The organism is Nonomuraea sp. NPDC050643, assembly GCF_040654715.1.
In the GTDB taxonomy this organism is placed as follows: domain Bacteria; phylum Actinomycetota; class Actinomycetes; order Streptosporangiales; family Streptosporangiaceae; genus Nonomuraea.
Genome location: NZ_JBFAIM010000055.1, coordinates 56,342 through 82,697, shown reverse-complemented (window position 1 = coordinate 82,697; position 26,356 = coordinate 56,342). Strand labels below are relative to the sequence as shown.

Genomic DNA, 26,356 nt, shown 5'->3' with positions numbered 1-26,356 from the left:
GACGAGGGAGACCACTCATGTCCTTGACCACGCTCGCCCCGATGCCCGTCACCTCCCCGCTGCCCGCCGCCCTGGAAGGCCGCGCCGTGGTGGTCGTCGGAGGCAGCTCCGGCATCGGGCTGGCCGCCGGAGCGCTGCTGGCCTCCGTGGGGGCGCGCGTCACGCTCGTGGCCCGCGACCAGCACCGCCTGACGGCCGCCGTGGACCGGATCCGTACGACAGGCGGGACCGTGCTCGGCATCACCGGCGACGGATCCGACGAGGGCGACCTCGAGCGCATCCTCGACCAGGGCGGCTCGCTGGACCACATCCTGGTCACCGCGGGCGGCTTCGGCGTCGGCGCGCTGCTGGACACGCCGCGCGAGCAGGTGCGCGAGGCCGTGGACGGCCGGATCTGGGGCGCGTACGCGGTCGCCAGGGCCGCCGCCCGCCGCCTGCCCGCCGGCGGATCGATCACCTTCAGCTCCGGCCTCTACCTCACCCGCCCCATCCCCGGAGCGGCGGCGGCGATCGCGAGCATCGGCGCCGTCGAAGGGCTCACCAAGGCGCTGGCCGTCGAACTGGCCCCGCGCCGGCTGCGCGCCAACGCCATCCGGTACGGGGTGGTGGACACGCCGCTGGCGCGGGGCGCGCTGGGGCTGGCCGACGACGCGGCGGTGACGGCGGCCGGGCAGGGCGCGCCGCTGGGCCGGTTCGCCACGGCGGAGGAGGCTGCGTCGGCCGCGCTGTTCCTCATGGCCAACCCTTACGTGACCGGCTCGGTGGTCACCGTGGACGGCGGGCAGAGCCTGGTGTGAGCACCCCCGCCCGGTCCCGGGAAAAAGGGGCCGTCACACTTTCGTCCCGCGACGGGTCGAGGCAGTGAAGAACGCACAACGCCCCGGCCGGAGCGATCCGGCACCGGCCGGCACCCGTCAAGGAGCGCCTGATGTCCACTGCCCACATCGTCGTCACCATCCTGGCCGCCGCCTGGGTGGGCTTCTCCGCCGTCTCGGTCTTCATGCGCGCCACGTGGGTCGTGCAGCCCCTGGCCGAGTACGGCATCTCGAGCACGTGGTGGCCCTGGCTCGCCACCGCCAAGGCCGCCGGCGCCCTCGGCCTGGTCGCCGGCCTGTTCGTGCCGGTCGTCGGCGTCCTGGCCGGGGCCGGCCTGGTGCTGTACTTCGCCGGGGCCGTCGTCACCGTGCTCCGGGCGCGCTCGTACGGCCACATCCCCTTCCCCCTGCTGTACCTGGCGCCGGTGGTCGCCGCCCTGGCGCTCGGCCTGACCGGCTGAACCCTCACCAAGCGGTAGGTTACGTACACCGCCTGACCGGAAGGGACGAGGCCGCCGTGGAAACCGTTCCAGAACCCCGCTACGACGGCCACGCCGACTGGTACGACGAGGTCAACGCCCCCTGGGCCGAGGGTCACCACGCCACGCTGCTCGACCTGCTCGGCCCCGGCACGGGCCTCTGCCTGGACCTCGGCTGCGGCACCGGCCAGAACTTCCCCGCCCTGCGCGCCACCGGACGCACCGTCGTCGGCCTCGACTACTCGGCCGACCAGCTCCGCCTGGCCCGGACCCGGCGCGACGGCGGCGAAGGGCTCGTCCGGGGCGACGGCGCGGCCCTGCCCTTCGCCGACGCCACGTTCGCCTCCGTCGTCACCCTCTGGATCTCGACGGACGTGGACGACTTCACCGCCGTGATCCGCGAGGCCGCCCGCGTCCTGCGCCCGGGCGGCACACTGCTGTTCTACGGCGCCCACCCCTGCTTCACCGGCCCGCACGTGGAGGACCGCCCCGACCGGGCCCGCGTCGTCCACCCCACCTACCGCACCTCGGGCTGGCACCAGGAGGCCCCGTGGTGGCGCGAGAACGGCATCCGCCGGCGGCTCGGCATGCGCCACGTCCCCCTCGCCGAACTGCTCGGCGCCTTCCTCGAGGCCGGCCTGGTGATCGCGCGGGTGCTGGAGCCCTCGGCCGAGCCCGTGCCCCGGGCGCTGGCGGTGAGCGCCCGCCGCTAGCGGTAGGCCCGCAGGGCCGCCGCGACCAGTTTGGCCGCCCGGTCGGCGGTGGCGAACCCGGACCGGCGGGCACGGACGTCGATCGTCACGGAGACGTTCGAGAGCCGGAAGGCGACCTTCGTCTCGTAGAACCGGCCCCCGAAGCCGAGCTGCGAGCGCCGGGTGTGGCTGAACGCCTCCTCGCCGACGTCCGGCCCCTTGCGGACCTTGGTGCCCGCGTTGCGCTTCGGCTCGTCCTTCATGAAGCCGACCATGCTGCGGTGCACCTGGCCGGCGATCGAGGCGTTCGGCGCGCGGGTCGCCATGATCCGCAGCGAGGAGGTGTCGGTCCCGTTCCAGGAGCAGGCCTGGGCCACGACGAACTGGCGCTTCATCGGCCCGCCGAACATCGAGCGGAGCTGGGCTCCGGTCAGCAGGTCGCAGGCGTCGAAGTCGCGGGTGATCTCCGGCTTGGCCGTGGCCGGCGCGCTGACCTTGGGCACCGGCGCGAACGTGGAGCGGGGCGCGATGGCGTAGCCGATGATGCGGGGGATGTTCGGGAACGCGTACGGCACCACCACGATCAGCGCGGCCACCAGCAGCACCACCGCCAGCACGGCGCCCCCGGCCACCTGGAGGCGGCGCCGGGGAGGGCGTACCGGCCTGGTCCGTTCGCCGCGCGGGCCCGCGCCGGTCACCGGCTCGCCGCGCGAGACCTCCTCCAGCCACCCGGCCGCCTCCCGCGCCGAGCAGCGGCGGGCCGGATCCTTCTCCAGCATCGCGGCCAGCACCGGCGCCAGCGGCCCGGCCCGCCGGCAGGGGGCGGGCTCCTGCATCAGGACGGCGGCCAGCACGGCGGCCTCGTTCGGGCGGGCGAACGGCGGCCCGCCCTCCACGGCGGCGAACAGCGTGGCGCCCAGCGACCACAGGTCGGCGAGCGGGCCGTCGGTCTCACCCCGCAGGCGCTCCGGCGCGATGTAGCCGGGCGAGCCGGTCAGCATCCCCGTCTGCGTCAGCCCGGTGTCGCCGGCGGTGGTCGCGATGCCGAAGTCGGTCAGCAGCACCCGCCCGTCGCCGGTGAGCAGGACGTTGGCGGGTTTGACGTCCCGGTGCAGGATCCCCGAGGCGTGCGCGGCCCCGAGGGCGTCGATCATCCGCAGCCCGATCGTGGCGACCTGGTGCGGCGGCAGCGGGCCGTCGTCGCGGACGACGCGGTCGAGGGAGCGGCCGCGGACGAGCTCCATGATGATCCACGGCCGGCCGCCGTCGAGGACCACGTCGTGCACGGTGACGATGGACGGGTGCGAGCGCAGCGTCGCCGCGGCCCTGGCCTCGCGCAGCGTACGGTCGGTCAGCTCGGCCCGCGACGCCTCGTCCAGGTCGGCCGGCAGCCGCACCTCCTTGACGGCCACCTCCTGCTGCAGCAGCTCGTCCACCGCCCGCCAGACCGTGCCCATGCCGCCCTGGCCGAGCTGCGACTGCAGCCGGTAGCGGCCCGCGAGCAGCGTCACCGCGCCATTGCCGAAATCTCGGACTCCCCGGCCATTCGTCGCCCTCCTGTCGATATCCGGCTCAGCACGGCGTATCAGATAGTAGGGGAGCGTATCGCGAGCGTCAGCGAGAACTGATCATGGGCTGCTCGCGGAGGCGGGCAGCTCAGTCCGCCGGCAGGCCCAGGCCGAGCAGGACGAGGTGGAGGTGGCGCTCGGCGGCTGGCCGCCGGTCGGTGGTGCCGGTGGTGATGGTGGTGCCGGTGGTGATGGTGGTGCCGGTGGTGATGGTGGTGCCGGTGGTGATGGTGGTGCCGGTGGTGATGGCGTGTTCCAGGCCGCACAGCAGGTTGAGCACGTCCCGGCCGTCCAGCGCCGGGCGGGCGGCGCCGCTCTCGCGGGCCCGGGACAGCAGGACGGAGACGGCTTCGGCGATCTCGGCCTTGGCCCTGGTGGTCCGCGCGCCCTCGTCCTTCGCCGCCAGGAGCACGTCGGCCAGGCCCGTCTCGGTCACCGTCAGCATGAGCGCGGCGCGCAGGAACCGGGCCAGGGCGGCCGGCGCGTCGTCGTCGTGCCGCAGGTCCTCGGCGAGGGCGGCCAGCTCGTGCAGGCGGGTCTCGACGATCGCCTCCAGCAGGGCGCGGCGCGTGGGGAACTGCCGGTAGACCGTGCCGATCCCGACGCCCGCCCGGCGGGCCAGCTCGTTCAGTTTGAGCGAGTCGTCCCCGGCCGCCAGCGACCGCCGGGCTTCGGCGAGGACGCGCTCCCGGTTCTGTGCGGCATCGGCCCGCATACGTCGCCCCCATCCGGCATCACGTCATATCGATAGCTTATCCGCTTATCGGTGGGGGCTCCGCATCTAGGGCAGATTGAGCTGCCAGGAGACGCCGAAGCGGTCGTTGACCCAGCCGAACCTCGTGCTGAACCCGTAGGAGTCCAGCGGCATCAGCGGCTTCCCGCCGTCGAGCAGCGCCCCGTACAGCCGCTCGATCTCCTCCTCGCTGCCGCATCCCACGTAGAGCGACATCGACGGGGTGAAGCCGAACTCGTGCTTGACGGAGCTGTCGATGGCCATGTATTCCTGGCCCGCCAGCATGAACGTGGCGTGCTTGACCGTGCCCTCCGTGCCGGGCTCCCCGGGGCCGTAGTGGGCCACGGCGACCACCTTGGCGTCGTCGAACAGCGACACGTAGAAGTTCATCGCCTCCTCCGCGTCGTCGTTCTGGAACATGAGGAACGTGTGGATCTTCTGGGTCATCACTGACCATCCCCTTCGGGAGCGTAGAAAGCGGTGGTCGCGGCGACGGCGGCGCCGGCGTCGTCCGCCGGCGCGCCCGCGGCCTGGAAGGCCTGACCCCAGGCCGCGCTGCTGGCCGTGAGGAAGCTCCGGCCCTCGGCGGTCTGGTGGAAGGTGTTCTCGTCGACCCGCGCGCCGCCCGACAGGTGCAGGGCCAGGCCCAGCAGGGACAGGTCCCAGCCCACCCCGACCGCGCCGGGGCCGAACTGCGACCACATCTCCGGCGGCACCTCGGCCTCGTGACGCAGCTCCAGCAGGGTGCCGTCGTCCTCGGCCGAGAGCCGCACCTCGACCTCCGAAAAGCCCGGCTCCGGGCCGAACAGCCAGGTGACCTTGAACAGGCGCGGCGGCTCGCAGCGCAGGATCTCGCCGCCCGCGTTGTTCTCGAGCTGATAGGTGCCCCCGAGCCGCAGGTCGCCGGAGACCGGCAGGAACCAGCGGCCGAGCCGCTCGGCGTCGGTGCAGGCCTCCCACACGTCCTCGACCTCGGCGTCGTAGCGGCGCCGCAGGACGATCGTCTTGCGCTTGCCGTCGAGCAGCTCGCGGTGTGCCTGGTTGAGCTCGTTTATCAGGTCCATCAGGTGTCCTCCGTCTCGTCTCTTCTGCGGCGTTCGCGCTTGCCGCGGGCCAGCTCCGTGGCCAGCGCGTCCAGGCGCTGACTCCAGAAACCGCGGAAGCGCTCCAGCCAGACATCGACCTCCTGCAACGGCCCCGGCTCCACGGCGTAGAGCCGCCGGGTGCCCTGGGCCCGCACACTGGCGAACCCGTTGTCGCGCAGCACCCTCAGATGCTGGGAGACGGCAGGCTGGGAGATGCCGAACTCGCGCTGGATGACGGCGGTGACCTCACCGGAGCTCTGCTCGCCAGCGGCCAGCAGCTCCAGGATCCGGCGCCGGACCGGATCACCGAGAACGTCGAATGCGTGCACGACCCGAAGTATTTCAGGGGCTGCTTATATAAGTCAAACCTGGGATAATCAGTCGTCCAGGCCACGGGCGCTGAGCGCCTCCCCCAGCGCGTCGGCGTGCCGCAACGAGCTGACCACCAGCGGCACCGCGAACGCCCGCAGGCTCCGCTCGACCCCCCTGGCCCGCTGGGCCTCACGCACGCGCGCGGCCAGCGCCGCCACCACCGGCACACTGCGCACGGTCAGCGACAGCAGCAACGACAGCCGGAACGGGTCCAGCCCCACGAACCTGGCCGGCGCCAGGCAGCGCTCCAGCGCCGCCATCATCGCCGAGGTACGGGTGGTCAGCGTGACCAGCCCCGCCAGCGCCACCGCCAGCATCAGCCGCGACGTCGTCACCACCGCCCCCTGCGGCCCGGAAAGCAGCAACTGCATCCCGAACAGCGCCACCGCGAACCAGCACACCGGCCTGACCTGCGCCCAGGCCGCCGCCAGGCCCACCCGCGCCCACGCGTAGAGCCCGGCCACCACGACCGCCGCCCCCGCCAGGTGCAGCGGCGCGGTCAGCAGCACCAGCGCCGTGCACGACAGGGCCAGCCCGGCCAGCTTGGCCCCGGCCGGCAGCCGGTGCAGCGCGGAGTCAGCGTGGACGTAGGCGCCGGTCAGGCCGTTCACCGCATGAGCTTCCGGTAGTGGCCGATGGCCTCCTCCGGGGCGCCGTCGGCGACGACACGGCCCTCGTCGAGCACCAGCACCCGGTCGAAACCCGCCAGCAGCGGCAGGTCGTGGGTGACCACCACCACCTGCTGCGGCATGTCGCGCAGCAACTGCTCGACCTGGCGGGAGTGCCGCAGGTCGAGCAGCGTGGTGGGCTCGTCCATGACCAGGATGTCCGGCTCCAGCACCATGACCGCGCACAGCGCCAGCAACTGCTTCTGGCCGCCCGACAGGTGGTGGGCGGGATGGTCGGCGTGGCCGTCGAGACCGTACCGGGTCAGAACCTCCAGCACGCGCCGCTCGACCTCCACGCGCGACAGGCCCTTGCGGCGCAGCGAGAAGGCGACATCCTCGGCCACCGTTGGCATGACGATCTGCGCGTCCGGGTCGGTGAACAGGAAACCGACCCCGCGCCTGATCCTGGCGGCGTGGCGGCGGGTGTCGAGGCCGAGCACGGTGACGCTGCCCGAGGTCGGCAGCGCCAGGCCGTTGATCAGGCGGGCCAGCGTGCTCTTGCCCGACCCGTTGGCGCCGACCACGCCGACGCGCCGCTCCGGCAGCCGGGCGGTCACGCCGCGCAGCACCTCACGCAGGCCCAGACGTACGTGGACGTCGTCGAACTCGATCACCGCGCACCACGTCCGGCGCTCATGAGACCACCTCGAACAGGGCCGCCACACCCAGCCCGCCGCCCACCGCGGCCGCCGCCAGGCCCAGTGTGCCCGCCGGGGCACCGGCGCGCACGAGCCGGCTGAACAGCCGGGTCACCACCACCGCCCCCGTCGCCCCCCACGGATGGCCCAGCGCCAGCGCCCCGCCGTCCGGGCACACCCGCGGCGCGTCGGCGCCCAGCGGGTCGAGCCCCAGCGCGTCGGTGACGGCCAGCACCTGCGCCGCGAACGCCTCCACGATCTCCACCGCCGCGATCCGCTCCATGTCCACCCCCGTACGCGCCAGCACCCGCCGCACCGCGGGCACCGGCCCCCACCCGGGCAGCCCGGGATCGCACCCGACGACCGACCCGGCCACCAGCCGCATCCCCGGCAGGCCACCACGCAGCCGGGCGGGCACGAGGGCCACGACCGCCGCGCCGTCGCTGACCGGGGACGAATTACCGGCCGTCACTGTACCGTCCGCCACGAAAGCCGCAGGCAGCCGGGCCAGCGACGCCTCCCGCAACGGCCGCGGCCGCTGGTCGTCGGACCGCCCGCCGACCGGCACGATCTCCCCGGCGAACCGGCCGGCCTCGCGGGCCGCCAGCGCGCCGGCGTGGCTGCGGCAGGCGTAGGCGTCCTGACGTTCGCGGCCGACGCCGCACGCCGCCGCCAGCGCCTCGGCCGCCGGCCCCATGTCGGGGTCGGGATGGCCCTCCGGCGCGAACGGCGCCCGCGCGTACGGTCCCTCCGCCCCCCGGCGGGTCCGCAGCGGCGCCGTCGAGGCGCTCTCCGCCCCACCGGCGATCACCAGGTCCATCTCCCCCGCCCGCACCGCCTGCCCGGCCACCAGGATCGCGGCCAGGCCGCTGCCGCACTGCCGGTCCACCGTGACCCCGGGCACCTCGTGCCTCAGCCCGGCCGCCAGCGCCGACACCCTGGCCACGTTGCCGCCCGGCCCCATGCAGTTGCCCAGCACCACGTCGTCCACCGGCCGCCCGGCGACGTCGCGGGCCACGGCGGCGATCACGGGGGCGGCCAGCCGGTCGACGGTCAGCTCCTTGAAGGCGTGCCCGGCCGTGCCGATGGGCGTGCGCCGGGCCGCGACCACCACGGGCGCGTCGCTCATGGCAGCCGCCTGATGCCGGGGTCGCCGCCGGCCAGCCGGGCCGCCACCAGGGCGCGGGCGGGCTTGCCGGTGGGCGTGCGCGGCAGGCTCGGCACCGCGTACCAGCGGCGTGGCCGCTGCGCCGCGTCCAGCGCGCCCCTGGCCATGGCCTCCAGCACCGCGCGCGGCGGAGCGCACTCCGCCTCGATGATCGCCGTGACCACGGAGCCCAGCGACGGATGCGGCGACCCGACCACCACGATGTCCGCCACGCCGGGCACGTTCCGCAGCACCTCCTCGACGTCCTCGGGGACGACGGTGGCACCGCCGGTCTGGATCGCGCCGTCACCGCGCCCGCGCACCCGCAGCACTTCCCCTGCCCGGTACGGCTGCGCCACGTCGCCCACGGTCACCCAACCGTCACCGTCACGCCGCAGCGGCCCGGCCGCCCCGCCGAGATAGCCGTCGGCCAGCCACGGCGAGCGCGCCCACACCTCGCCGAGCTCCGCCCCCGGCTCCGGCCGCACCTCGATCTCCACACCCGGAAAAGGGCGCAGCCCACCCCCGTCGGCGTCCACGGCCACGAACGACAGCTCGGTCGCCCCGTAGTACGACACCACCCGCACCCCGGCCCGCTCCGCCGCCGCCCGGGCACCCGGGGCGAGGGCCGCGCCGCCGACCACGGCCGTGCGCAGCGCCCCCGGCCGCCGCAGCACGTCGGGCAGCCGGTGCGGCACCAGGTGCACGACGGTGGACCCGGCCAGCAGCGCGTCGAGGTCCCCGCCGGGCCGGCGGCCGGGCACCACGGCCGTCGCGCCCGTGGCCAGGGCGTGCACGGCGGCGAAGGCGTAGAGAGAGGAGACCAGCGAGCCGGGCACCAGGACGACGTCGTCGGGGCCGATCCCGGCCAGCTCGCCGAGGGGATCGAACGACTCCGTCCAGGAGGCCCGCGAGCGCACCACGGCGCGCGGCCTGCCCGTGCTGCCGGAGCTGAAGCAGGCCCAGGCCCGGTCGAGCGGCTTCGGCTCGTGTCGCACCGGCGGGCCCGCCACGTACGGCAGGGGCCGGTCGACGTGGACGGCGGGGGCCTCGGGGGTGACCCGCGCCCACCGCGTACGGTCCCAGGCGTGGTCGCCCACCAGCGGCGTCGCCCCGGCCAGGTCGGCCGCCAGCACGGCGGTGAGCAGCGCGACCGGGTCGGCCAGGCCGATCGCCACCAGCGCGCCCGGCCCGGCGCCGAGGCCGAGCAGGTGCCGGGCGGCCCCCTGAACGTCGTCGGCGAGCTCGGCGTAGGTGCGCTCGCCGGCCGGGCCGCGCACCGCCGGGTGCGACGGGCGCTCGGCGGCGTGCCGGATCACGTGGTCCGCGACGGGCATCGAGGGGTCAGCGCCCCTCGCCGGAGCGCAGCCGCTCGCGGTGCACGGCCGGCACCGCATCCGGATAGGCCCGCTGCGTGCCCCTGGCGACCACCGCCGCGAGCACCGCCTTGACCAGGTCGCCGGGCAGGAAGATGATGCTGGCCAGCGCCGCCGTCCCCAGCGACATCCCCCCGACCATCGCCCACACGGGGATGCCGAACAGGTAGACCACGCCGACGCCGCCCACCAGGCAGGCCACCACGACGTGGAGCAGGCCCGGCTTGCGGCCCGCCCGCTCGACCAGCCAGCCCGTCACCGCCGCGCCCGGGATCCAGCCGACCAGGAACCCGGCCGACACCGTGGTGAACCAGACCAGCCCGCCCCGCCCGCCGGACAGCAGCGGCAGCCCCGCGGCCACCAGCACGAGCAGCACCACGACGGCCAGCGCGGCCCGCCACGCCCCGAGGATCGCGCCGGCCAGCATGACGCCGAGCGTCTGCAGCGTGATCGGGACCGCGTTGCCGAAGACGTTCAGCGGAGGGGCCAGCCCCAGCACCGCGATCAGCGCGGCGAACACGGCCACCCTCGCCAGGTCGCCTGTGGGGAACCTGCGCCGTTTCCCAAAACCCTTCATGGGGTCGATCCCACACCAGAACGGGTGCGCTCAGGCATGGAGGTATCCCACAACATTCCCGCCGATCATCTGCGAGCGATCGATACCGCTTCTACAAGCCGCTCCTGCCGCAGCCGGCCGCCTGGAACGCCTTGGCGATTCTGTCCTGCCAGGATCGTAGCTCCTTCTCCGGCATGGTCCGGTTCGGCAGGGTGAGCGAGATCCGCGCGGCCTCGGGGGACATCGTGATGGTGATCTGGTCGGGCGCGAGCGCCGTACGGTCGGGGTAGCGCAGGCGTACGCGGTAGTCGGCCACGGTGCCGTCGCCTTCGAGGCAGGCGCGGGCGCCGTTCTCGACGCGTTTCATCAGGCCCTGGTTGATCTGCCTGCCGCGCATGGGGACCAGGTTGTAGCGCCTGCTGACGCCGTCGAAGGAGGCGGCGATGAGATGGCCGCCCTGCCAGTCGCCCCGGCCGCCCCAGTCCCCGACCGTGCCCTCGCACGCGCCGCGGTCGGCGTCCTTGCCGGTGAGGGTCTTGGCCAGGGCGTCGCTGGGGCGGCCGGCGCTGTCGGTGGTGTAGACGTGGTGGTGGGCCTGGTAGGTGTGGCCGGGCTGGAGGGTCCGGTCGCAGGGGGCGGGGTCGGGGGCGTACACGGGAGCGGCCGCCGCTGCGGTGAACAGCAGGGCGACGGCGCCCGCACGTCGGAGTGCGGTCGCGGGCACGGAGGTGGTCCTCTCGCGAAAAAGGGGGATTGCCGGATCAGGCGGGGGCGAATCGCCCTATCGGCCGCCTCGTCGGCTTTGTCGCGACATCCGTGCCCGTGAGGAGAATCACATAACGTATCTGTTGAGTGACTTTCTGTAGTTTCAGGCGGCCAGGCGCAGGGCGCGGGCCACGTCGGAGGTGGCCGCGGAGGTCTCGGTCGCGGTGTAACCGTCGCGCAGCGAGGCGTCGAGGTCCTTCAGGCCGTTGCCGCTGAGGGTGATCACGATCCGCAGGCCGGGCTCCAGCGCGCCGCGCGCGTGCCGCTCCAGCAGCCCGGCGACCCCGGCCGCGGAGGCGGGCTCGGCGAAGACGCCGTCGCGGCGGGCCAGCATCCGGTACGCCGCGAAGATCTGCTCGTCGGTCACCGCCTCGATCAGCCCGCCGGACTCGTCGCGGGCCGCGAGGGCGCCGTCCCAGGTGGCCGGACTGCCGATCTTGATCGCGGTGGCCGCCGTGTCGGGCTCGGCGACGGGCCCGCCCAGCACGAACGGCGCCGCACCGGCCGCCTGGAAGCCCCACAGGCGCGGCGACCGGTGCGTCCGGCCGGCTTCGCGGTAGTTGCGGTAGCCGCCCCAGGTGGCGGTGATGTTGCCGCCGTTGCCCACCGGCAGGCAGTGCACGTCGGGGGCCTCGCCGAGGGCGTCCACGATCTCGTACGCGACCGTGCGCTGCCCTGCCAGGCGCAGCTCGTTGCCGACCGAGTTGACCAGGGCGATCGGGTGGTGGGCGGCCAGTTCGCGGGCCACGCGCAGGCAGTCGTCGAAGGTGCCGCCGATCTCGACGATCTCGGCGCCGTACCGGACGGCCTGGCTCAGCTTGGCCGGCGCGACGCCGCCCTTGGGCACCAGCACGGCGGCCGTCAGCCCGGCCCTGGCGGCGTAGGCAGCGGCCGAGGCGCTGGTGTTGCCGGTGGAGGCGCAGATGACGGCCTCGGCCCCGGCCTCGGCGGCCCGGCTGATCGCGACCGTCATGCCGCGATCCTTGAATGATCCGGTCGGGTTGGCGCCCTCCACCTTCAGCCACACCTCGCAGCCGGTGAGGCCGGACAGGTGCTCCGAGCGCAGCAGCGGGGTGTTGCCCTCGTTGAGCGAGATGGAGGGGGTGGTGGCGGTGACCGGCAGCCAGCGCCGGTATTCGCTGTCGATCAAACCATGCCAGGTAGTCATGTCCCGCACCGTAACATCCGTTTCGTGAATGTCGGCAGGCGGGGGTTGATGTAACATTTGTCATTGTGGAGAAGGATCCGATCGCCGACCGCCTCAGCGCCGCTTACCACGAACTGCCGCCGGGAGAGCGGGCCATCGTGCGAGTGCTGCTCGACGACCATCCGTTCGCGGCGCTGGGCTCGCTGCGGGCGCTGGCCGAGCGGGCCGGCGTGAGCCCGCCGACGGCGTCGCGGCTGTTCGAGCGGCTCGGGTTCGGCGGTTTCGCCGGATTCCAGAGCGCCGTACGCGACGGCGCGCGAGACCGGTCACGGCTGCTGGAGTACATCACCCGCCCGCCCGGCGACCCCGCCGAACCCGTCGAGGCGCCACACCTCCGGCGGGCCGCGGAAGAGCTGCGGGCCGGGCTCGACGGCACGCTGGCCGCCGTCGACGAGCCGCTGTGCCACCGGGTGGCCGCCCTGCTGGCCGAGGCCGGGGCCGTGTGGGCGCTGGGCGGGCCGCTCAGCGAGCTGGCCGCCGAATACCTCGTCCGCCAGCTCGCCAGCCTGCGCCCCGGCGCGCGCCGGGTGCCCGAGTCCGCCCACGCCCGCGCCCGGACCGTGCTCGACCTCGGGCCCTCCGACGTGGTCGTGGCCTACGACTTCCGCCGCTACTCCTCCGCCACCGCCGCCTTCGTCCGCGCCGCGCGCGCCCACGACGCACGGCTGGTGCTCGTCACCGACGCCTGGGAGTCACCGCTGGCCGCCGAGGCCGAAGTGCTGATCAGGCTGCCCCGCGAGGCCGCCGGGCCGATCGCCCCGCTCGCGCACGAGATCGCCGTCACCGAGCTGCTGCTCGTCGCCACCGCCGCCCGCCTGGCACCGGCGCGGCGCCTGGCCGAGCTCGACGAGCTCACCCAGACGCTGTGACCCCGCGCCGGCAGTGTTCGGGTGAGGCCGCCGCCCGCTCCACCCCGGGCAGCAGCCGCCGCCACTCCTCCGGCGACGGCAGATCGGCCACGGCGCAGGCCTGACGCAGGGCGACGTCCCGGTCCAGGGTCCACCACCGGGTGGTGCGGAGCCGGCCCGTGATGGCGATGCGCCGCCGGTCCGGGGCGAACCACAGCGCGCGGACGCTGCCCTGCCGGGTGGCCAGGGTGAGGATCTCCTCGTGGCGTACCGGATCCCAGAGGGTCACCGTCCCGTCCTCGGTCCCGACCGCGAGCCGCCGCCCGTCCGCGCTGTACCTCAGCGCGGTGACCCGCGAGGCCGTCGCGATGGCGGGCTCCGTGGCCGCCGGGCGGCCGAGCAGCCGGAACGTGACGCCCCGGTCGGCGCCCACGGCCAGGATCCGATCGTCGGGACTGAACGCCAGCGCCCGCACGGTGCCGGGGGCGCCCCAGTCGTCGCCCAGCCGGGCGCGGGCGGCGTGGCCGGACAGGTCCCACACCCGGACGTGGTTGGTGTTGCCCGCCGTGGCCAGGAGCGTGCCGCCGGGGCTGACGGCCACGCCGAACTGCTCACCGACCTTCAGGGAGTCGTCGAAGGTGAACGGGCGCTCGGGGCGCTCGCGGGTGTCGTAGAGGCCCACCCGTCCCGCCGGGCCGCCCACGGCGAGCAGGTGGTCGTCCGCGCCGCCGCGCGCGAGCCCGTGCACCGGCCCCTGGTCGATCCGCAGCTCACGGCAGCGCTCGCCGGTCCGGTAGCGGACCACCCCCTCGCCCGCCGTGGTCAGGCCGCCGCTGCCGTAGGCCGCGGCCTCGGCGTCGCCGCCCGCGCAGGCCTCGCTCTCCCAGTCCTTGGTGTCCCACAGGGCCGCGGTCGTGTCGCTGCTGCCGCTGACCAGCACCGTGCCCCGCAGTGGGAAGTCGACCGAGTGCACCGCGCCGCTGTGGCCGCTCAGCGTGGCGAGCTGGCGCCGCGACCGCAGATCCCACAGCAGCACCTGCTGGTCCTCACCGCCGGTGGCGAGCAGGCGGCCGTCCGCCCGGAACGCCACGTCCCAGATCGTGCCCTGATGCCCCCGCAGGGTGCCGGCCTCCGCCCAGCCGGAGGTCCGCCACAGCCGTACGGCCCCGTCGTCGCCGGACGCCGCCAGCAGCGTGCCGTCCGGGCTGAAGGCCACGTCGTGCACGGGCGCGCCCGACGGCCGCAGGACGGGACCTTCCCGACGCGCGTCCCGATCCCATGTCCGGACGGTTCCGTCGCGCAGGGAGCCGGCCACGAGCGCGCCGTCGGGACTGAAGCTCACCCCCTCCGCCTCCGTCCACGGCGGGGACGCCACCGGGCTCAGGCCGTCGTCCCGGCCGACCCGCCACAGCTCGGCCCCGGCGGTGCCGCCGACGACCAGGACGGAGCCGTCGTGGTCGAACGACATCGCGCCCATGGCGGTCATGCCGCGCAGCGTGCGCGCGGCCAGCAGCCGGCCCGTGCCGCTCTCCCACAGCCACAGGCCACGCTGGTCACCGGCGGCGGCGACCAGCCGGCCGTCGGGGCTGACCGCGATCGCCACCAGCGGATGCGGGAAGTCGGCCAGCAGGTGCGGCCTCCCGCCGCGCGCGGGATCCCACACCAGGGCCTCTCCGTAGTAGTCGCTGGACGCGACGACCCGGCCGTCCGCGCTGAAGCCCGCCACCCGCAGCGGCCCCTCGTGCCCGGTCAGGCGCCGGGCGAACCCCTGCGCCTGGGCCGTCATCAGGGCGCTGAGCGTCTGCGCGGTCGCCGCCTGCCGGTAGGCCGCCGCGGCCAGCAGCGCCGACACCTCGGGCCGGGACCCGGCCAGCCGCCCGGCCTCGAACGAGAGCTGCCCGGCCACGGAGACCCGCTTCTCCCGCTGGACCTCCCCCGCCTTGCGGACGGCCGTGAAGGCACTGGCCGCGGCGATGACCAGCAGCACTCCCAGACAGCCGGCCAGGCGCCGCACGTCGCGGTGCCGCCTGCGCACGGCCTCGCGCTCGGCGCTGTCGTGCTCCCTGCTGGCCTCCAGGAACGCGCGTTCCACCGGCCCGAGCACGTGGTCGCCGCCCGCGTCCTGGGCCCAGTCGCCGAGCGCGGTCAGCCGCGGGCCGCGCAGCAGCAGGGACGGGTCGCGCCCCTCGGCGTCCCAGACCCCGGCGGCGTCGGCCAGCCGCTGGCGCAGCCGCAGACCGGCCCGCCCGGTGTCGATCCACTCCCGCAGCCGCGGCCACGCCCGCAGTAGCGCCTCGTGGCTGATCTCGACGTGCTCCTCCCCTGCGGTCAGCAGGCGCGCCCGGGTGAAGGCCTCCACCACCGTCTCGGCGTCCATCTCGGCCAGCTCCCGCCGGGGCAGGCGGCGCCGGGTGTCCTGCCCTCCGTCACCGACCTGGACCAGGCGCAGCAGCACCTGCCGGGCCAGGCGCTGCTGCTCGCCGGTGAGCCCCGCGTGGACGCGTTCGGCGGTGGCGGCGACCGCGCCGTGAATGCCGCCGGTGCGCTCGTACCCGGCCACCGTGAGCAACCCGTCGGCGCGGTGCTGCCAGGTGGCCCGCAGCGCGTGGGACAGCAGTGGCAGCGCGCCCGCCTCGCACGCGCCCGAGCCCGCGTCGCGCAGGAGCAGCTCGACCAGGCCCGGCTCCACACCCAGCCCCTCCGCCGCGGCCGGCTCGACGATCACCTGCCGCAGCTCGGCGGCCGACAGGGGCCCGAGCGGCAGCGCCCGGGCGCGCAGCGCGGCCAGCAGCGGCGGATGCGCCAGGCAGTGCCCGAAGAAGTCGGCCCTGACGCCGAGCGCCACCGGCAGCCCGCCCTCCGCCAGGCCGCTCAGCGCCGTGATGAACGCCTCGCGCTCGGCCTCGTCCGCGCACATCGTGAACAGCTCCTCGAACTGGTCCACGATCAGCACCGCGTACGTGCCGAGCGCCCGCCGCTCCTCATGCCCGCGCAGCTCCAGGTTCGGGCAGGCGGTGGGCGTCATGTAGAGGACCTCGGGGGTGCCCGGGTGCCGGGCCGGCAGCGCGCCGCGACCGGCCGCCGTGGCCAGCCCGGCGCGCAGCAGCGACGACTTGCCGATGCCCGACGGGCCGATCACCACCGCCGGGTGCCCCGCCGTGCTCGGGTCGGCCAGCAACCCCAGCAGATCGGCCACAGCCCGGTCGCGGCCGAAGAACCACCGCGCGTCCTGCGCCCGGAACGAGGTGAGCCCCGGATAGGGGCACACCCCCGTGCCCGGCCCCACCGCCAGCGCGAGCAGCGCCCCGCCCGCCTGGAACACCTCGTCGCAGGCCCGCGCGAACGGCTCGCTCGGCCGCTGCAGCCCGCGCTCCAGCCGGCTCAGATATCCCTTGCCCGTCCCCAGCTCCTTGGCCAGCACCGCCAGCGACTTGTCCGCCGCGTGCCGCAGCCGCCGCAACTCCGAACCGAAACTGACGCCATCGCCTTCAGACTCCACCGCCGAGATGTTACGCACCGCGTCACCCCGAGCGCACTGTGCGATAACGAGCAGGTCATAGCGGGTTGCCCGGTGGCCTGGCGAGCGGGAAACGGGCAACCGCTTCCGCCGTCCGCGGCGCCCGCCCGACCATCTGGGGAGTGCGAACGCATCCATCAAGAGAAGGGCCGATCATGAACGCTTTCGTCCGTGTCTCCGCCGTCACGCTGGCCGCGCTCGCCTTCGCGGCGGCCATGCCGGCGACCTCCGGGGCCTTCCCGCAGGCTCAGGCGCGCCGCGTCTGCGACAACGGCGTGCACCCCAACGGGGTCGCCTGGGGCACGTGTGACACCCCCGGCAACTACCGCTGGCGGGTGGTGGCCCACTGCGACGGGCTGCCCGATCCCGCGTCGGACTGGGTGACCGGGGCCGGCCGCGCCGAGGTGTCGTGCTGGGTCGGCCGCGCGGTCGGCTCGAACCTGGAGTTCGAGAACTGACCGCCGGGCCGGGCGTCCCTCCCGCCCGGCCTACGCGGTGAGCCGCTTGTAGAAGAAGCTGCAGTCCTGCAGCGTGCCGTCCGGGGAGCCGGCGTAGCCGGGCACGATGCCGTAGCGCGTCCATCCGCCGGTGAGGTAGACGTGCTCGGCCGCGCTGCCGGTCTCGGTGTCCAGCATCAGCAGGTCGGCCCCCTCCTCCAGCGCGGCCTGCTCCGCGGCGGCCAGCAGGGCCCGCGACAGGCCGCGTCCCCGGGCGGTGCGGTGCACCATCAGCTTGACGATCTCGGCCCGGTGGCGGGCGTTGGGCTTGCCCGCCAGCGCCAGGCCGATGGTGCCGGTCATGGCCCCCTCCTCGTGGCAGGCCCACACCAGCAGTCGGCCGGCGGCCACCGCCGGCTGCTGCGCCCGCCACCATGCCGCCGCCTCCTCATGGCCGAACGGCGTCACGAACCCCACGGACGCGCCGCCGTCCACGGCGTCGACCAGCAGGCCGGCCAGGTCCTTGATCCCGGCCTCGAACTCCTCGGCCGACAGTCGCTCAATCGTGTGCATACGGTTTCCTCGCGGTCAGGGAAGGACGATCAGGATCGCGTACCGGACCGGGGCGGGGCCGGCGCAGCGGAAACGGGAGGAGCCCCACAGCCGGAACCGCAGGCAGTCGCCCGCCTCGACGGTGTGCGTGTGGCCGCCGGCGGTGATCTCCACCGCCCCTTCCAGCACCCAGATGTGCTGCTCCAGCCCCGGCACGGGCGGCGCGTCGTAGGCGATGTCGGCCCCCGGCCGCAGCCGGCCCTCCACGACCTCGCCGCGCAGCCCGGGATGCGGGGGCGACACCGAGCGGCGCACGAACCCCGACTCCTCGTCGTGCCACACCTCCTGCGCCGCGGCGGTCACGACCTGCGGCGGCTCGGACTCCACCTCGGCCAGCAGCCGCGACATCGTCCGCCCGTAGATCGTGCACAGCCGGCCCAGCAGCGCCGCGGTCGGGCTGATCTCGCCGCGCTCCAGCCGGGACAGCGTCGAGCGGCTGATCCCCGACCGGCTCGCCAGCTCCTCCAGCGACCAGCCGTGCTCGACCCGCAGCGTCGCCAGCCGGTCGGCCAGCCGGGTCTCCACCTCCGCAATCTGTCTCACATATGGGACTTTATCCCAAATCTGGGAAGTGCGAGACCGGCGGCCAGACAGGCGACCGGGATCACGGGCAGCACATAGCGGTGGTCGAAGTCCAGGACGGCGACCGGGCCGACCAGCAGCCCCATGGCCATCGCCCACGGCAGCAGCGCCCGGCGCGGCCGCCGCAGCGCGCCGGCCGCGCCCACCAGCAGGATCGCGCCCAGCATCGGGCCGCGCAGGTAGGCGGCGTACTGGTAGACGATGAGGAAGTCCGCGAACGGGCCGACCGACGACTGGCCGCTGATGTCCGGGTCGTACTCCCGCCGCACCTTCTCCACCAGCGGCTGATCGGGCAGCCCCCAGTAGCCGTGCTTGAAGCCGAACGCCGGCGTGGTGCGGTCGGGATGCGGGATCGGGGTCCAGGAGAAGGCGATCGCGGTGTCGCGTACGACGTCGGCCAGGTAGTCCAGCGGCTGGGCGAGGACGGCGTCGATCGCGAACGAGCGGGCGAGGTCGTTGTGCGAGAACCGGTCGCCGGGCAGCCGGTTGAGGGAGGCATGGGCGGACCACACGTACTCCGAGGCCGCGTCCAGCACGGTCGCGTTGGGGCACAGGACGGCCCGCTCGGGCGGCGGCTGGATGCGGGCGCAGTCGGCGAACGTCATCGTGCGGGCCCACAGGGCGACGCCGTCCGCGCCGCTGATCGCGAACCGGCCGTGGTGCTGGGCGTACCAGGCGGCGTAGGCGGCCAGCGGCAACGTACCGGCCAGGGTCAGCGCGGCCAGCCGCCGCCGGCCCACGCGCTGCACGGCCAGCACCAGCACCACGAGCGCCAGGAGCGGGAGCGCGATCGTCCGGGTCAGCGCGGCCGGCGCGAACAGCAGGCCCGCCACGGTGGCGGCCCGCGTCGAGACCCGCGGCGACCACAGCAGCACGGCCAGCCCCGCCACGACCAGGACGATGAACTGCGTGTCGGACAGCACCGCATGCTCCAGCCGCAGGAACGAGGCGTCGAACAGCGGCGGCACGGTCGCCGCCGCCGCGGCCCAGCCGGGCAGCGACCGGCGGCGCAGCACGGCGTAGATCAGCACGCCGACGCCCAAGCCCAGAACGTGCTGGACGGCCACGACCAGCTCCACGCTGTGGAAGGGCAGCAGCGCCCGCAGCAGCAGCGGGTAGCCGATCGGGTGGAAGGTCGCCGACGGCGCCAGGTGCACGGCGGTGTCGAGGTAGGTGAAGGAGTCGTACCAGTAAAGCGTGGCCGGCCGGTAGCCGAGCATCGTCACCAGTCGCAGCGCGGCGGCCAGCGCGAGCAGCACGGCGAAGACGCGGTGGTCCGCGAGGGCGGCGGCGCGGCGCTGCGAAGGCAGCGCCACACGGGTGTCGGCGAGCACGCGAAATCCGATCGTCGGCGGGGAGTCCGCGCATGCGAAACAGAACGCACGGCGGCGCGGAAAAGGGCGGAGCCTGTGCTCGCGGCCCGTCAGCGATCATGAGGGAAAGGGCATAACCATGCCGTAACCACCCATGCCGCCGCAGGTGGGGTCAGCAGGACGGGTCCGGCGGCTCCGCCTTGTCGTGGGGGCGCGGGCCGACCAGCAGGAGCGCCTCCCGGTCGGCGGTCATGACGCCGAGGTGGACGTACCAGCCGTCGGGGGACGAGTCGCGCGTGAGCCACTCGGCGGAGATGAACCTCGGCGTCACGTCGCGCTCGCGCAGCATCGCCACGATCTCGGCGACGGGCTTGTTGACGTAGTCGACGCAGTGCAGGGGTTCACCGGCCGCGGCGATGCCGGGCGGCATCTTGTACCGCTCGCCGGGCCGGGCCCGCCTGCCGAGGGTGATCTCGGCCTTCTTGGCGAAGTCGACCGGGACCTTCACCCCGACCGGGCAGCCGGCCGGCCGCGGGCAGGGGCCGGGGCCGTCGATGGTGGTGATCGGCCCGTCGACCGGCACCGGCACGCCCGATCTGAGCCGGTCGAGGTCGTTGACCACGAACATCCGACCGGTCTGGGACGCGGAGGTCGCTACGAGCCTGAGCCTGATGTCCAGGCCCCGGGCCTTGAGCTCCGCCTGGTACACCTCGGGGTCGGCCATCAGGTCCTGCACGGTGATGACGTAGTGGTCGCCCACCCGGTCGATGTCCAGCGCGGCGGAGGCGGGCGCCTGGGCGAGGCCGAAGGACAGGACGCCGGCCAGCGTGACCAGCACGGGGGCGGCCACCCACCGGCGCCTGCGCGGGGCCGGCGCGGCGGCGGCCGGCAGCTCGGTGATCTCCTCCATCAGTTCCCTGGCCAGCGGCGTCATGCCGGGGCCGGGGTCGGGCGCGATGCCGGCCACGAGGCGGTCGATGTCGTGCATCACATGGCCCCCTTGGTCAGCGCGACGGCGCGGAACCCGAACCGGGCCACGTCGAGCCCGGCCGCCTGCAACTCCTTGGCCAGGCGTTTGCGGGCCCGGTGCAGCCGCAGCCGGGCGGCGCCACGCGAGCAGTCCAGGACCGTGGCGATCTCGTCGGAGCTCAGCCCCTCCCAGCCGGCCAGCGCCAGGACCTCGCGGTCGTCGGGGTTCAGCCGCGCGAACGCCTCCCGCACGCCGCCGAGATCGCCGCCGTCGGCCCCGGCCGACTCCGCCCACAGGGCGAGCTGCCGGCCGAGCCGCTCCACCAGCTCGGTGCGGCGCGACTCGGCCCTGCGGCCGTTGGCCAGCACGCGGCGGGCCACCCCGTACAGCCACAGCCGCGCCGGGCGGCCCTCGGGGACGTCGTCGAGGCGGCGCCAGGCGATGGCGAACGTCTCGGCGAGGGCGTCGGCGGCGTCCTCGGCCGCGCCGGCGCGCCGGCGGACGTAGGCGAGAATGTCGGCGTACTGCGCGGCGTAGATCTCCTCGAAACGCTGCTTGCGATCACGGGGGGCCACGCTGCCTTCTCTCGTCCGGCGGGTCTGTCACCCTGTACGTGTCCGGACCCACCCGGTTGTTTCACCCCAATTTTTAGGGTTTTTTCCGGGCACGGATTTTGATCTCCCGCATGTCGGTCACCCCGACCTTCAGGACCTCGTACGCCTGCGCGTACGCCTCCAGCGCCACCATCGCCCCCAGCGCCGCCTCGTCCTCCCCGTCGTCGGGCCCGGCGGCCACCTGGCAGCGGAACGTGAACACCGAGACGCTCTGATCGTAGGTGAACGTGCCCGCCTCGGTGAAGGCCGCGCCCCCCGCCGCCAGCACGGCGGCCCGCCCGGCGTCGCCGAGCCCCTTGAACTTGCCTCTGATCGTCACCCTGAACACGTCGTCATCCCTCCCGCACCGCATAGGTCAGCACCCGCTCGCCCAGCACGCCCTCCACGGTGTCGAGCAGCTCCAGCACGGCGCCGGCGATCGCGTCGGGCCGCTCGCCCGCCGCCGTGCGCCGCCCGATCTCCGACAGGACCAGCGCGTGCAGGGCGCCGAGCTGCCAGGCCACCACGCGCGGCAGCGGATCCTCCCTGGCCGCGCCGGTCTCCTCCGCCAGCACGGCCGCCAGCGCGTCCGTCATCTGGTGCGCCAGGTCCTCCAGCCGGGCCGTCAGCGTCGGGGCGGCCCGCATCATCTCGAGGAACCGCCCGAACCCGGCGGTCAGGCCCACCTGGCGCTCGCGCCCGCGCACCTCCTGGCGCAGCCGCGCCAGGAGCGCCTGCGCCGCCGAGCTGCCGGGGGGCCGCTCGCGCACGATGTCGGCCAGCCGCTGCGGCGAGGCCTCCTCGGGCGGCAGGACCAGGTCTTCCTTGGCCTGGAAATAGTTGTAGACGGTGTTCACCGACACCTCGGCGGACGCGGCGACCTCGGCGATCGTGACGTGCTCGAACCCGCGCTCCACGAACAGGGCGATGGCCGCCTCGGAGATGCGCTGCCGGGTCTGGCGCTTCTTGCGCTCCCGCAGTCCTTCGGTCATGGTGTGAAGTCTACTGCAAACTTTAAGTCGATTGCAGTTTTGGAGTGAACTGTGGTTTTCTCTCCGGCATGTCCTCACCCGCCATCCACGCCCGGGGCCTGACCCGGACGTTCACCCTGAAGAACGGGCCCGTGCACGCCGTACGCGGGATCGACCTCACCGTCGGACGCGGCGAGATCCTCGGCTTCCTCGGCCCCAACGGCGCCGGCAAGACCACGACCCTGCGCATGCTCGTCACCCTCCTGCCGATGAGCCTGTCCCCCGGCTGGCTGGACGCGGTCTCCCGCGTGGTGCCGTTCCGCTACACGGTGGACGCCGTACGCGAGGCGTTCCTCGGCCACTACGGCGGCGGCACCGTCGCGCTCGGCGCCGCCGTCACGCTGGGGCTGGCCGCGCTGTGCCTCTACGGCGGGATCCGGCTGTTCACCCGTACGGCCCGGCCGTGAACGCGGGTCATCCCGACCCTGCCTGACGAATGACGGGCACGGCCGGCGCCTGCGCTCCGCCACGGTGGATCAGACTGGAACGCATGATCTCTCACCGATTACTCGCCGCCGGCCGGCGCCTGGCCGTGATGCCCCTGCTGAGCGCGATCCTCGCGGCAGGCACCGTACCGCCCACCGACGGCGGCCTGGACCGGCAGGCGCTCCAGCGGTCGCTGGACGCCGTGCACGAGGCCGGCATGTACGGCGTCTACGCCGGCGTCCGTGACGGGACCCGGACGTGGCGGGGCGCCGCCGGCGTGGCGGACCTGGCCACGGGCCGCCCCGTACGGCCGGACCTGGTCCACCGGATCGGCAGCATCACCAAGGTCTTCACCGCCGTGGCCGTCCTGCGGCAGGTGGAACGCGGAGCCGTCGAGCTCGACGCCCCCGTGGGCCGCTATCTGCCCGGCCTGCTCCCGGGCGAGCGCGGCCGGAAGGTCACCGTTCGCATGCTGCTCAACCACACCAGCCACATCGCCGAATACCTCCCCCTGGCGTTCCCCTCGGCCGTGGAGGGTTCGCCCGCCAGCCTGGACGCCAACCGTTTCCGCACCTTCACCCAGGAGGAGCTCGCCGGGCTGGGCTTGGGCGCGCCCGCGACCGGTGAGCCGGGGACGACGCCCGGGGCCTACTCCAACACCAACTACGTGCTCGCGGGTCTGGTGCTGGAGCAGGTGACGGGCGAGGACGCGGAGCGCCACATCACCCGGGAGGTCATCGACCGCGCCGGCCTGCGGCACACCTCGTTCCCGCGCACACCCCACATCCCGGGGCCGCACTCCAAGGCGTACACCACGCTGTTCGGCACGATCGATCCGCCGCGCGAGTACAGCGTGTACGACATGTCGTGGGCGAGCACGGCCGGGGCCATCACCTCCACGATGGACGACCTCAACCGGTTCTTCCGGGCACTGCTGCGCGGGGAGCTGATCGGCGCGGCGCAACTGGCCGAGATGCAGAAGACGGTGGTCGTGGGGTCGGTCGCGGCCCCGTTCCGCTACGGCCTCGGCATCATGCCGCTGGACCTGCCGTGCGGCCGGTTCTGGGGGTCCGACGGGGGCGTCTTCGGCATGGGTACGCGCTCGGTGTCCAGCCCGGACGGCCGGCGGCAGGCGTCGTTCGGCATCAACAGCACGTGGTACCAGCGCCTGGACGAGAACGGCGCCATCGTCCCCAGCCCGATCGACACCGCGCTCAACGCGCACACGGTGCTGGCGCTGTGCGGGCCCGGCACCGCCACGCCGCCGTTGCGGCCATTGCCGCGCTAACGGCGGAGCAGGCCGCTCACGGTCGTGCCCTCGCCGGGCACGCCGCGGACCGACAGGGTGCCGCCGAGCTCGGCGAAGGCCGTCCGCATCCCGGCGATCCCCGCGGCCGAGCGATCCGCACCACCGGCCGGGCCGGCGCCGTTATCGCTGATCGTCAGCCGGAGCCCGGCCCGGCCGGTGGTGATCGCGACGGACACGGTGCTCGCGCCGCTGTGACGCTCGACGTTCGCCAGCGCCTCGCGCAGCACGGCCAGCACGCCCCGCGTCACCCGCGCGGGCACGTCCGCCGTGGGCAACGCCCAGGTCTCGACGGTGATCCCCGTCCGGTCCGACCACTGCGCCAGGTGGTTCTCGAGCTCCTGCGCCAGTGTCCTGGCCGCCGCGATCCTCGTGATGCCGGTCATCGAGCCACACCCCAATCCTCAGCCGCTGCCTCCCCGCTGCCGGCGGGGCATGACGCAAGCATGCGGGGGGCGTTGTTGAGGAGATGTTGAGTGCGCGCTGAGTGCCGCGAAGTGGTGTGGCGCCGGGCCCGGACGCGGGACCAGCATACGTCCCACCCGTCTCTGTTGTCACAGAGGCTCCCGGTGTGTGTCACCGGGAACCTCCGACGCCAGGGCAGGTCAGCGCCCACAAGCCCCCTGTCGCGCTGAGCGGCCGGCTACCGGTTCCGGGTCGCCTCGCGAATGACCGTCCACGCGTCCGCCACCGGACCCAGGTGCCCGAGCTTGTCGGGGTTGATCACCGCGCGGATCGTCTGAACCTGCCCGTCGAGGATGTCGAGCGTCAAGGTGTTGACGACCTTGCCGTCCCGGTCCCGGAAGATCGCGCCCGGCTGGCCGTTCACCTCGTGCGGCTCCACGACGCCGCCGATCCGGGCGAACGGCGCGACGATCGCGGCCAGCGTCCGGGCCACGTTCCCGGCGCCGAAGACGCCGTTGCCCCACAGCGGAGCCTTGCCGCCGCTGTCGGCGACCATCTGCACGTCGGCGGCCAGCAGCTCCCGCAGCCCGTCGACGTCACCCTCCCGGAAGGCGTCGAAGAAACGCCCGGCGAGCTCGTCCCGCTCCCGGCGATCCGCCTCGAACCGGGCGCGTCCCGCGTCCATGTGGCGGCGCGCCCGTACGACGAGCTGGCGGCACGCCGCCTCCGAACGCCCCACCGCCGACGCGACCTCCGCGAAACCGAACCCGAACACCTCCCGCAGCACGAAGACCGCCCGCTCGAGCGGGCTGAGCCGCTCCAGCAGCAGCAGGGCCGCCATCGACACCGAGTCGGCCAGCTCCGCCGATCGCTCCGGATCCTCGTACGGGTCGGCCAGCAGCGGTTCGGGGAACCACCGCCCGGCGTACTCCTCCCGCCGGACGCGCGCCGAGCGCAGCACGTCGATCGCGATCCGGGACACCGTGGCCGACAGGAACGCCTTGACCGAGACGGGCTGGGTCGGGGAGGCCTCGTAGCGCAGCCAGGTCTCCTGGACCGCGTCCTCGGCCTCGGCCACGCTGCCGAGGATCCGGTAGGCGATCGAGAACAGCAGCGCCCGCAGGTCCTCGAACTCTTCGGCCCGCCTCACGCCAGCTCCTCCTTGAAGCCCTGCCGCCAGGAAGGGTAACGCAGCCGCCAGCCGAGCTCCCGCTTGGCCTTGGCGTTGGAGAAGGCGCGCCCCTCGGTCATCATCGTCACCGCCGTACGCCCGGCCAGCGGCAGGGCCAGCCATCTGGGGACCCGCATCGGCGGCTTCGCCCCCGCGCACCCGGCCAGGTAGGGCAGCCACTCCCTGGCCGCGGCCGGCTCGTCGTCGACGATGTTGAACACGCCCTTCGCCTGGTGCTCCACGGCCAGGACGGTGGCAGCCGCCGCGTCGTCGAGGTGCACCCACGAGCTGTGGCCGCCGCCGTTCCCGATGACCGGGTACTGCCGCTTGCGTACGAGCTCGACCTGGTCGTCGGTGGCGCCCGGCCCATAGAACGCGCCATAGCGCAAGATCGCGCCACCGGCCTTGACGACCGCGTCCTCGAGGTGGCGGATCGCCTCCGCGCCCTTGCCCGTGCTCGTCGGGTCCAGCGGGTCCTGCTCGGTCTTCACCCATCCGCCGGAACGGATGCCGTTCCAGGCGCCATAGCTCTGCGCGACGACATGGGCCCCGCCCATCGCCTGGGCGGCGGCCAGCAGGTGGTCAGTCCCCTCGGTGCGCAGCCGGTTGGTGGTGGCGAACCAGCGGTCGAAGTGCTTGATATCGGGCTTGCCGGAAATGGCGGTCATCTGGTGCACGATCACGTCCGGCCGGGCCCGGGCCACCGCCTCGCCGACCGACCTCGCGTCCAGCCCGTCCATCACCACCGCCTCCGCGCCCAGCTCCTCCAGCAGGCCCAGCTTGGCCCTGCCCGTCGTCGTCGCCGTCACCTGGTGACCACGCGCCACGAGCCGCGGCACCAGCCGCCGCCCCAGCACCCCGGCCCCGCCTGCCACGAACACCCGCATGACCATCACCTTCCCGACGTGAGCATCTGTCTCCGCCACCCGAGACGAGACAGCCCCGCCGTCTGTGACATGGCGGGCAGAACCGGCTTCCGGAAAGACGGCGGACCGGATGTCACAGGCGGCCGCGTTGCCTCGTCCCGTGGGGGACGCACCTTCG

General features: G+C 74.2%; 29 protein-coding genes and 1 pseudogene. 7 read left to right on the top strand and 23 right to left on the bottom strand.

From position 1 onward, the window contains the following. The first annotated feature begins 17 nt into the window (after positions 1-17). The 3 genes from AB0I15_RS47960 to AB0I15_RS47950 all read left to right on the top strand — a co-directional run bounded on the left by AB0I15_RS47960 (position 18) and on the right by AB0I15_RS47950 (position 2,007). Positions 18-797 carry an SDR family oxidoreductase gene (locus AB0I15_RS47960; protein ID WP_358112510.1) on the top strand — a complete coding sequence of 260 codons (780 nt, stop codon included), beginning with the start codon at positions 18-20 and terminating at the stop codon, positions 795-797. A gap of 131 nt (positions 798-928) precedes the next feature. After that, positions 929-1,276 (top strand): DoxX family protein, encoded by a 348-nt coding sequence (locus AB0I15_RS47955; protein WP_358112506.1) that lies wholly within the window; start codon positions 929-931, stop codon positions 1,274-1,276. 56 nt (positions 1,277-1,332) lie between these two features. Continuing rightward, positions 1,333-2,007, top strand: coding sequence for a class I SAM-dependent methyltransferase (locus AB0I15_RS47950; protein ID WP_358112503.1), 675 nt, complete (start codon positions 1,333-1,335; stop codon positions 2,005-2,007). On the opposite strand, the gene AB0I15_RS47945 is transcribed toward AB0I15_RS47950, so the two are convergent. From AB0I15_RS47945 to thrC, 12 genes are all read right to left on the bottom strand, one after another. Continuing rightward, positions 2,004-3,497 carry a serine/threonine-protein kinase gene (locus tag AB0I15_RS47945; protein ID WP_358112500.1) on the bottom strand — a complete coding sequence of 498 codons (1,494 nt, stop codon included), beginning with the start codon at positions 3,495-3,497 and terminating at the stop codon, positions 2,004-2,006. The two genes, AB0I15_RS47950 and AB0I15_RS47945, sit on opposite strands and share 4 nt — an antisense overlap. Before the next feature lie 145 nt (positions 3,498-3,642). Then, complete coding sequence (locus AB0I15_RS47940) at positions 3,643-4,269, bottom strand: helix-turn-helix domain-containing protein (protein ID WP_358112497.1); 627 nt, start codon at positions 4,267-4,269, stop codon at positions 3,643-3,645. Between the two features lie 66 nt (positions 4,270-4,335). After that, on the bottom strand, positions 4,336-4,734 hold the full coding sequence (locus tag AB0I15_RS47935) for a VOC family protein (protein ID WP_358112494.1): 399 nt from the start codon (positions 4,732-4,734) through the stop codon (positions 4,336-4,338). Continuing rightward, positions 4,734-5,351 (bottom strand): SRPBCC family protein, encoded by a 618-nt coding sequence (locus AB0I15_RS47930; protein WP_358112491.1) that lies wholly within the window; start codon positions 5,349-5,351, stop codon positions 4,734-4,736. Before AB0I15_RS47930 ends, AB0I15_RS47935 begins: the two co-directional genes overlap by 1 nt. After that, positions 5,351-5,701: a metalloregulator ArsR/SmtB family transcription factor gene (locus AB0I15_RS47925; RefSeq protein ID WP_358112488.1), complete on the bottom strand. Its 351-nt coding sequence runs from the start codon at positions 5,699-5,701 to the stop codon at positions 5,351-5,353. Before AB0I15_RS47925 ends, AB0I15_RS47930 begins: the two co-directional genes overlap by 1 nt. Positions 5,702-5,749: 48 nt before the next feature. Continuing rightward, complete coding sequence (locus AB0I15_RS47920) at positions 5,750-6,355, bottom strand: energy-coupling factor transporter transmembrane protein EcfT (protein ID WP_358112485.1); 606 nt, start codon at positions 6,353-6,355, stop codon at positions 5,750-5,752. Beyond that, positions 6,352-7,026: an ABC transporter ATP-binding protein gene (locus AB0I15_RS47915; protein WP_358112482.1), complete on the bottom strand. Its 675-nt coding sequence runs from the start codon at positions 7,024-7,026 to the stop codon at positions 6,352-6,354. The genes AB0I15_RS47920 and AB0I15_RS47915 overlap by 4 nt, the downstream gene beginning before the upstream one ends. A 19-nt stretch (positions 7,027-7,045) precedes the next feature. Further along, complete coding sequence (locus tag AB0I15_RS47910) at positions 7,046-8,179, bottom strand: thiolase family protein (protein ID WP_358112480.1); 1,134 nt, start codon at positions 8,177-8,179, stop codon at positions 7,046-7,048. After that, on the bottom strand, positions 8,176-9,534 hold the full coding sequence (locus AB0I15_RS47905) for an AMP-binding protein (protein ID WP_358112477.1): 1,359 nt from the start codon (positions 9,532-9,534) through the stop codon (positions 8,176-8,178). Before AB0I15_RS47905 ends, AB0I15_RS47910 begins: the two co-directional genes overlap by 4 nt. Positions 9,535-9,541: 7 nt before the next feature. Continuing rightward, entirely contained in the window at positions 9,542-10,150 is a 609-nt protein-coding gene (locus AB0I15_RS47900) for a biotin transporter BioY (protein WP_358112474.1), read from the bottom strand. Positions 10,151-10,241: 91 nt separating this feature from the next. Continuing rightward, a complete protein-coding gene (locus tag AB0I15_RS47895) occupies positions 10,242-10,853 on the bottom strand; it encodes a DNA/RNA non-specific endonuclease (RefSeq protein ID WP_358112471.1) in 612 nt (203 codons plus the stop codon). A 144-nt stretch (positions 10,854-10,997) separates the two neighbouring features. Continuing rightward, positions 10,998-12,062 carry a threonine synthase gene (gene thrC, locus AB0I15_RS47890; protein ID WP_358112468.1) on the bottom strand — a complete coding sequence of 355 codons (1,065 nt, stop codon included), beginning with the start codon at positions 12,060-12,062 and terminating at the stop codon, positions 10,998-11,000. Between the two features lie 65 nt (positions 12,063-12,127). Here thrC and AB0I15_RS47885 point away from each other — a divergent pair, with 65 nt between their 5' ends. Next, entirely contained in the window at positions 12,128-12,970 is an 843-nt protein-coding gene (locus AB0I15_RS47885; RefSeq protein ID WP_358112465.1) for a MurR/RpiR family transcriptional regulator, read from the top strand. On the opposite strand, the gene AB0I15_RS47880 is transcribed toward AB0I15_RS47885, so the two are convergent. Beyond that, positions 12,954-16,448, bottom strand: a complete 3,495-nt coding sequence (locus tag AB0I15_RS47880) for a helix-turn-helix domain-containing protein (RefSeq protein ID WP_358112462.1) — start codon at positions 16,446-16,448, stop codon at positions 12,954-12,956. The two genes, AB0I15_RS47885 and AB0I15_RS47880, sit on opposite strands and share 17 nt — an antisense overlap. Positions 16,449-16,621: 173 nt before the next feature. Here AB0I15_RS47880 and AB0I15_RS47875 point away from each other — a divergent pair, with 173 nt between their 5' ends. After that, a complete protein-coding gene (locus AB0I15_RS47875; protein WP_358112459.1) occupies positions 16,622-16,924 on the top strand; it encodes a hypothetical protein in 303 nt (100 codons plus the stop codon). A 30-nt stretch (positions 16,925-16,954) separates the two neighbouring features. Here the strand turns inward: AB0I15_RS47875 and AB0I15_RS47870 are convergent, their stop codons facing one another. The 7 genes from AB0I15_RS47870 to AB0I15_RS47840 form a co-directional block, all read right to left on the bottom strand. After that, entirely contained in the window at positions 16,955-17,476 is a 522-nt protein-coding gene (locus AB0I15_RS47870) for a GNAT family N-acetyltransferase (RefSeq protein ID WP_358112456.1), read from the bottom strand. 15 nt (positions 17,477-17,491) lie between these two features. Further along, entirely contained in the window at positions 17,492-18,058 is a 567-nt protein-coding gene (locus tag AB0I15_RS47865) for an XRE family transcriptional regulator (protein ID WP_358112453.1), read from the bottom strand. Beyond that, positions 18,055-19,431, bottom strand: coding sequence for a hypothetical protein (locus AB0I15_RS47860; RefSeq protein ID WP_358112450.1), 1,377 nt, complete (start codon positions 19,429-19,431; stop codon positions 18,055-18,057). Before AB0I15_RS47860 ends, AB0I15_RS47865 begins: the two co-directional genes overlap by 4 nt. A 151-nt stretch (positions 19,432-19,582) precedes the next feature. After that, complete coding sequence (locus AB0I15_RS47855) at positions 19,583-20,398, bottom strand: hypothetical protein (protein WP_358112447.1); 816 nt, start codon at positions 20,396-20,398, stop codon at positions 19,583-19,585. Further along, complete coding sequence (locus tag AB0I15_RS47850; RefSeq protein ID WP_358112444.1) at positions 20,398-20,955, bottom strand: RNA polymerase sigma factor; 558 nt, start codon at positions 20,953-20,955, stop codon at positions 20,398-20,400. The genes AB0I15_RS47855 and AB0I15_RS47850 overlap by 1 nt, the downstream gene beginning before the upstream one ends. A gap of 73 nt (positions 20,956-21,028) precedes the next feature. Next, positions 21,029-21,322: a DUF6204 family protein gene (locus AB0I15_RS47845; RefSeq protein ID WP_358112441.1), complete on the bottom strand. Its 294-nt coding sequence runs from the start codon at positions 21,320-21,322 to the stop codon at positions 21,029-21,031. A gap of 4 nt (positions 21,323-21,326) precedes the next feature. Next, on the bottom strand, positions 21,327-21,965 hold the full coding sequence (locus AB0I15_RS47840; RefSeq protein ID WP_358112438.1) for a helix-turn-helix domain-containing protein: 639 nt from the start codon (positions 21,963-21,965) through the stop codon (positions 21,327-21,329). Between the two features lie 68 nt (positions 21,966-22,033). On the opposite strand from AB0I15_RS47840, the pseudogene AB0I15_RS47835 reads away from it, so the two are divergent. After that, a pseudogene (locus AB0I15_RS47835) lies at positions 22,034-22,210 on the top strand (ATP-binding cassette domain-containing protein); the annotation flags it as partial. A 284-nt stretch (positions 22,211-22,494) separates the two neighbouring features. Beyond that, on the top strand, positions 22,495-23,718 hold the full coding sequence (locus tag AB0I15_RS47830; protein ID WP_358112435.1) for a serine hydrolase domain-containing protein: 1,224 nt from the start codon (positions 22,495-22,497) through the stop codon (positions 23,716-23,718). Here AB0I15_RS47830 and AB0I15_RS47825 read toward each other — a convergent pair. The 3 genes from AB0I15_RS47825 to AB0I15_RS47815 form a co-directional block, all read right to left on the bottom strand. Further along, entirely contained in the window at positions 23,715-24,122 is a 408-nt protein-coding gene (locus tag AB0I15_RS47825; RefSeq protein WP_358112432.1) for an ATP-binding protein, read from the bottom strand. The genes AB0I15_RS47830 and AB0I15_RS47825 overlap by 4 nt on opposite strands. Before the next feature lie 257 nt (positions 24,123-24,379). After that, a complete protein-coding gene (locus AB0I15_RS47820) occupies positions 24,380-25,291 on the bottom strand; it encodes an RNA polymerase sigma-70 factor (RefSeq protein ID WP_358112429.1) in 912 nt (303 codons plus the stop codon). Then, complete coding sequence (locus tag AB0I15_RS47815) at positions 25,288-26,199, bottom strand: NAD(P)-dependent oxidoreductase (protein WP_358112426.1); 912 nt, start codon at positions 26,197-26,199, stop codon at positions 25,288-25,290. The genes AB0I15_RS47820 and AB0I15_RS47815 overlap by 4 nt, the downstream gene beginning before the upstream one ends. Between the last annotated feature and the right edge of the window lie 157 nt (positions 26,200-26,356).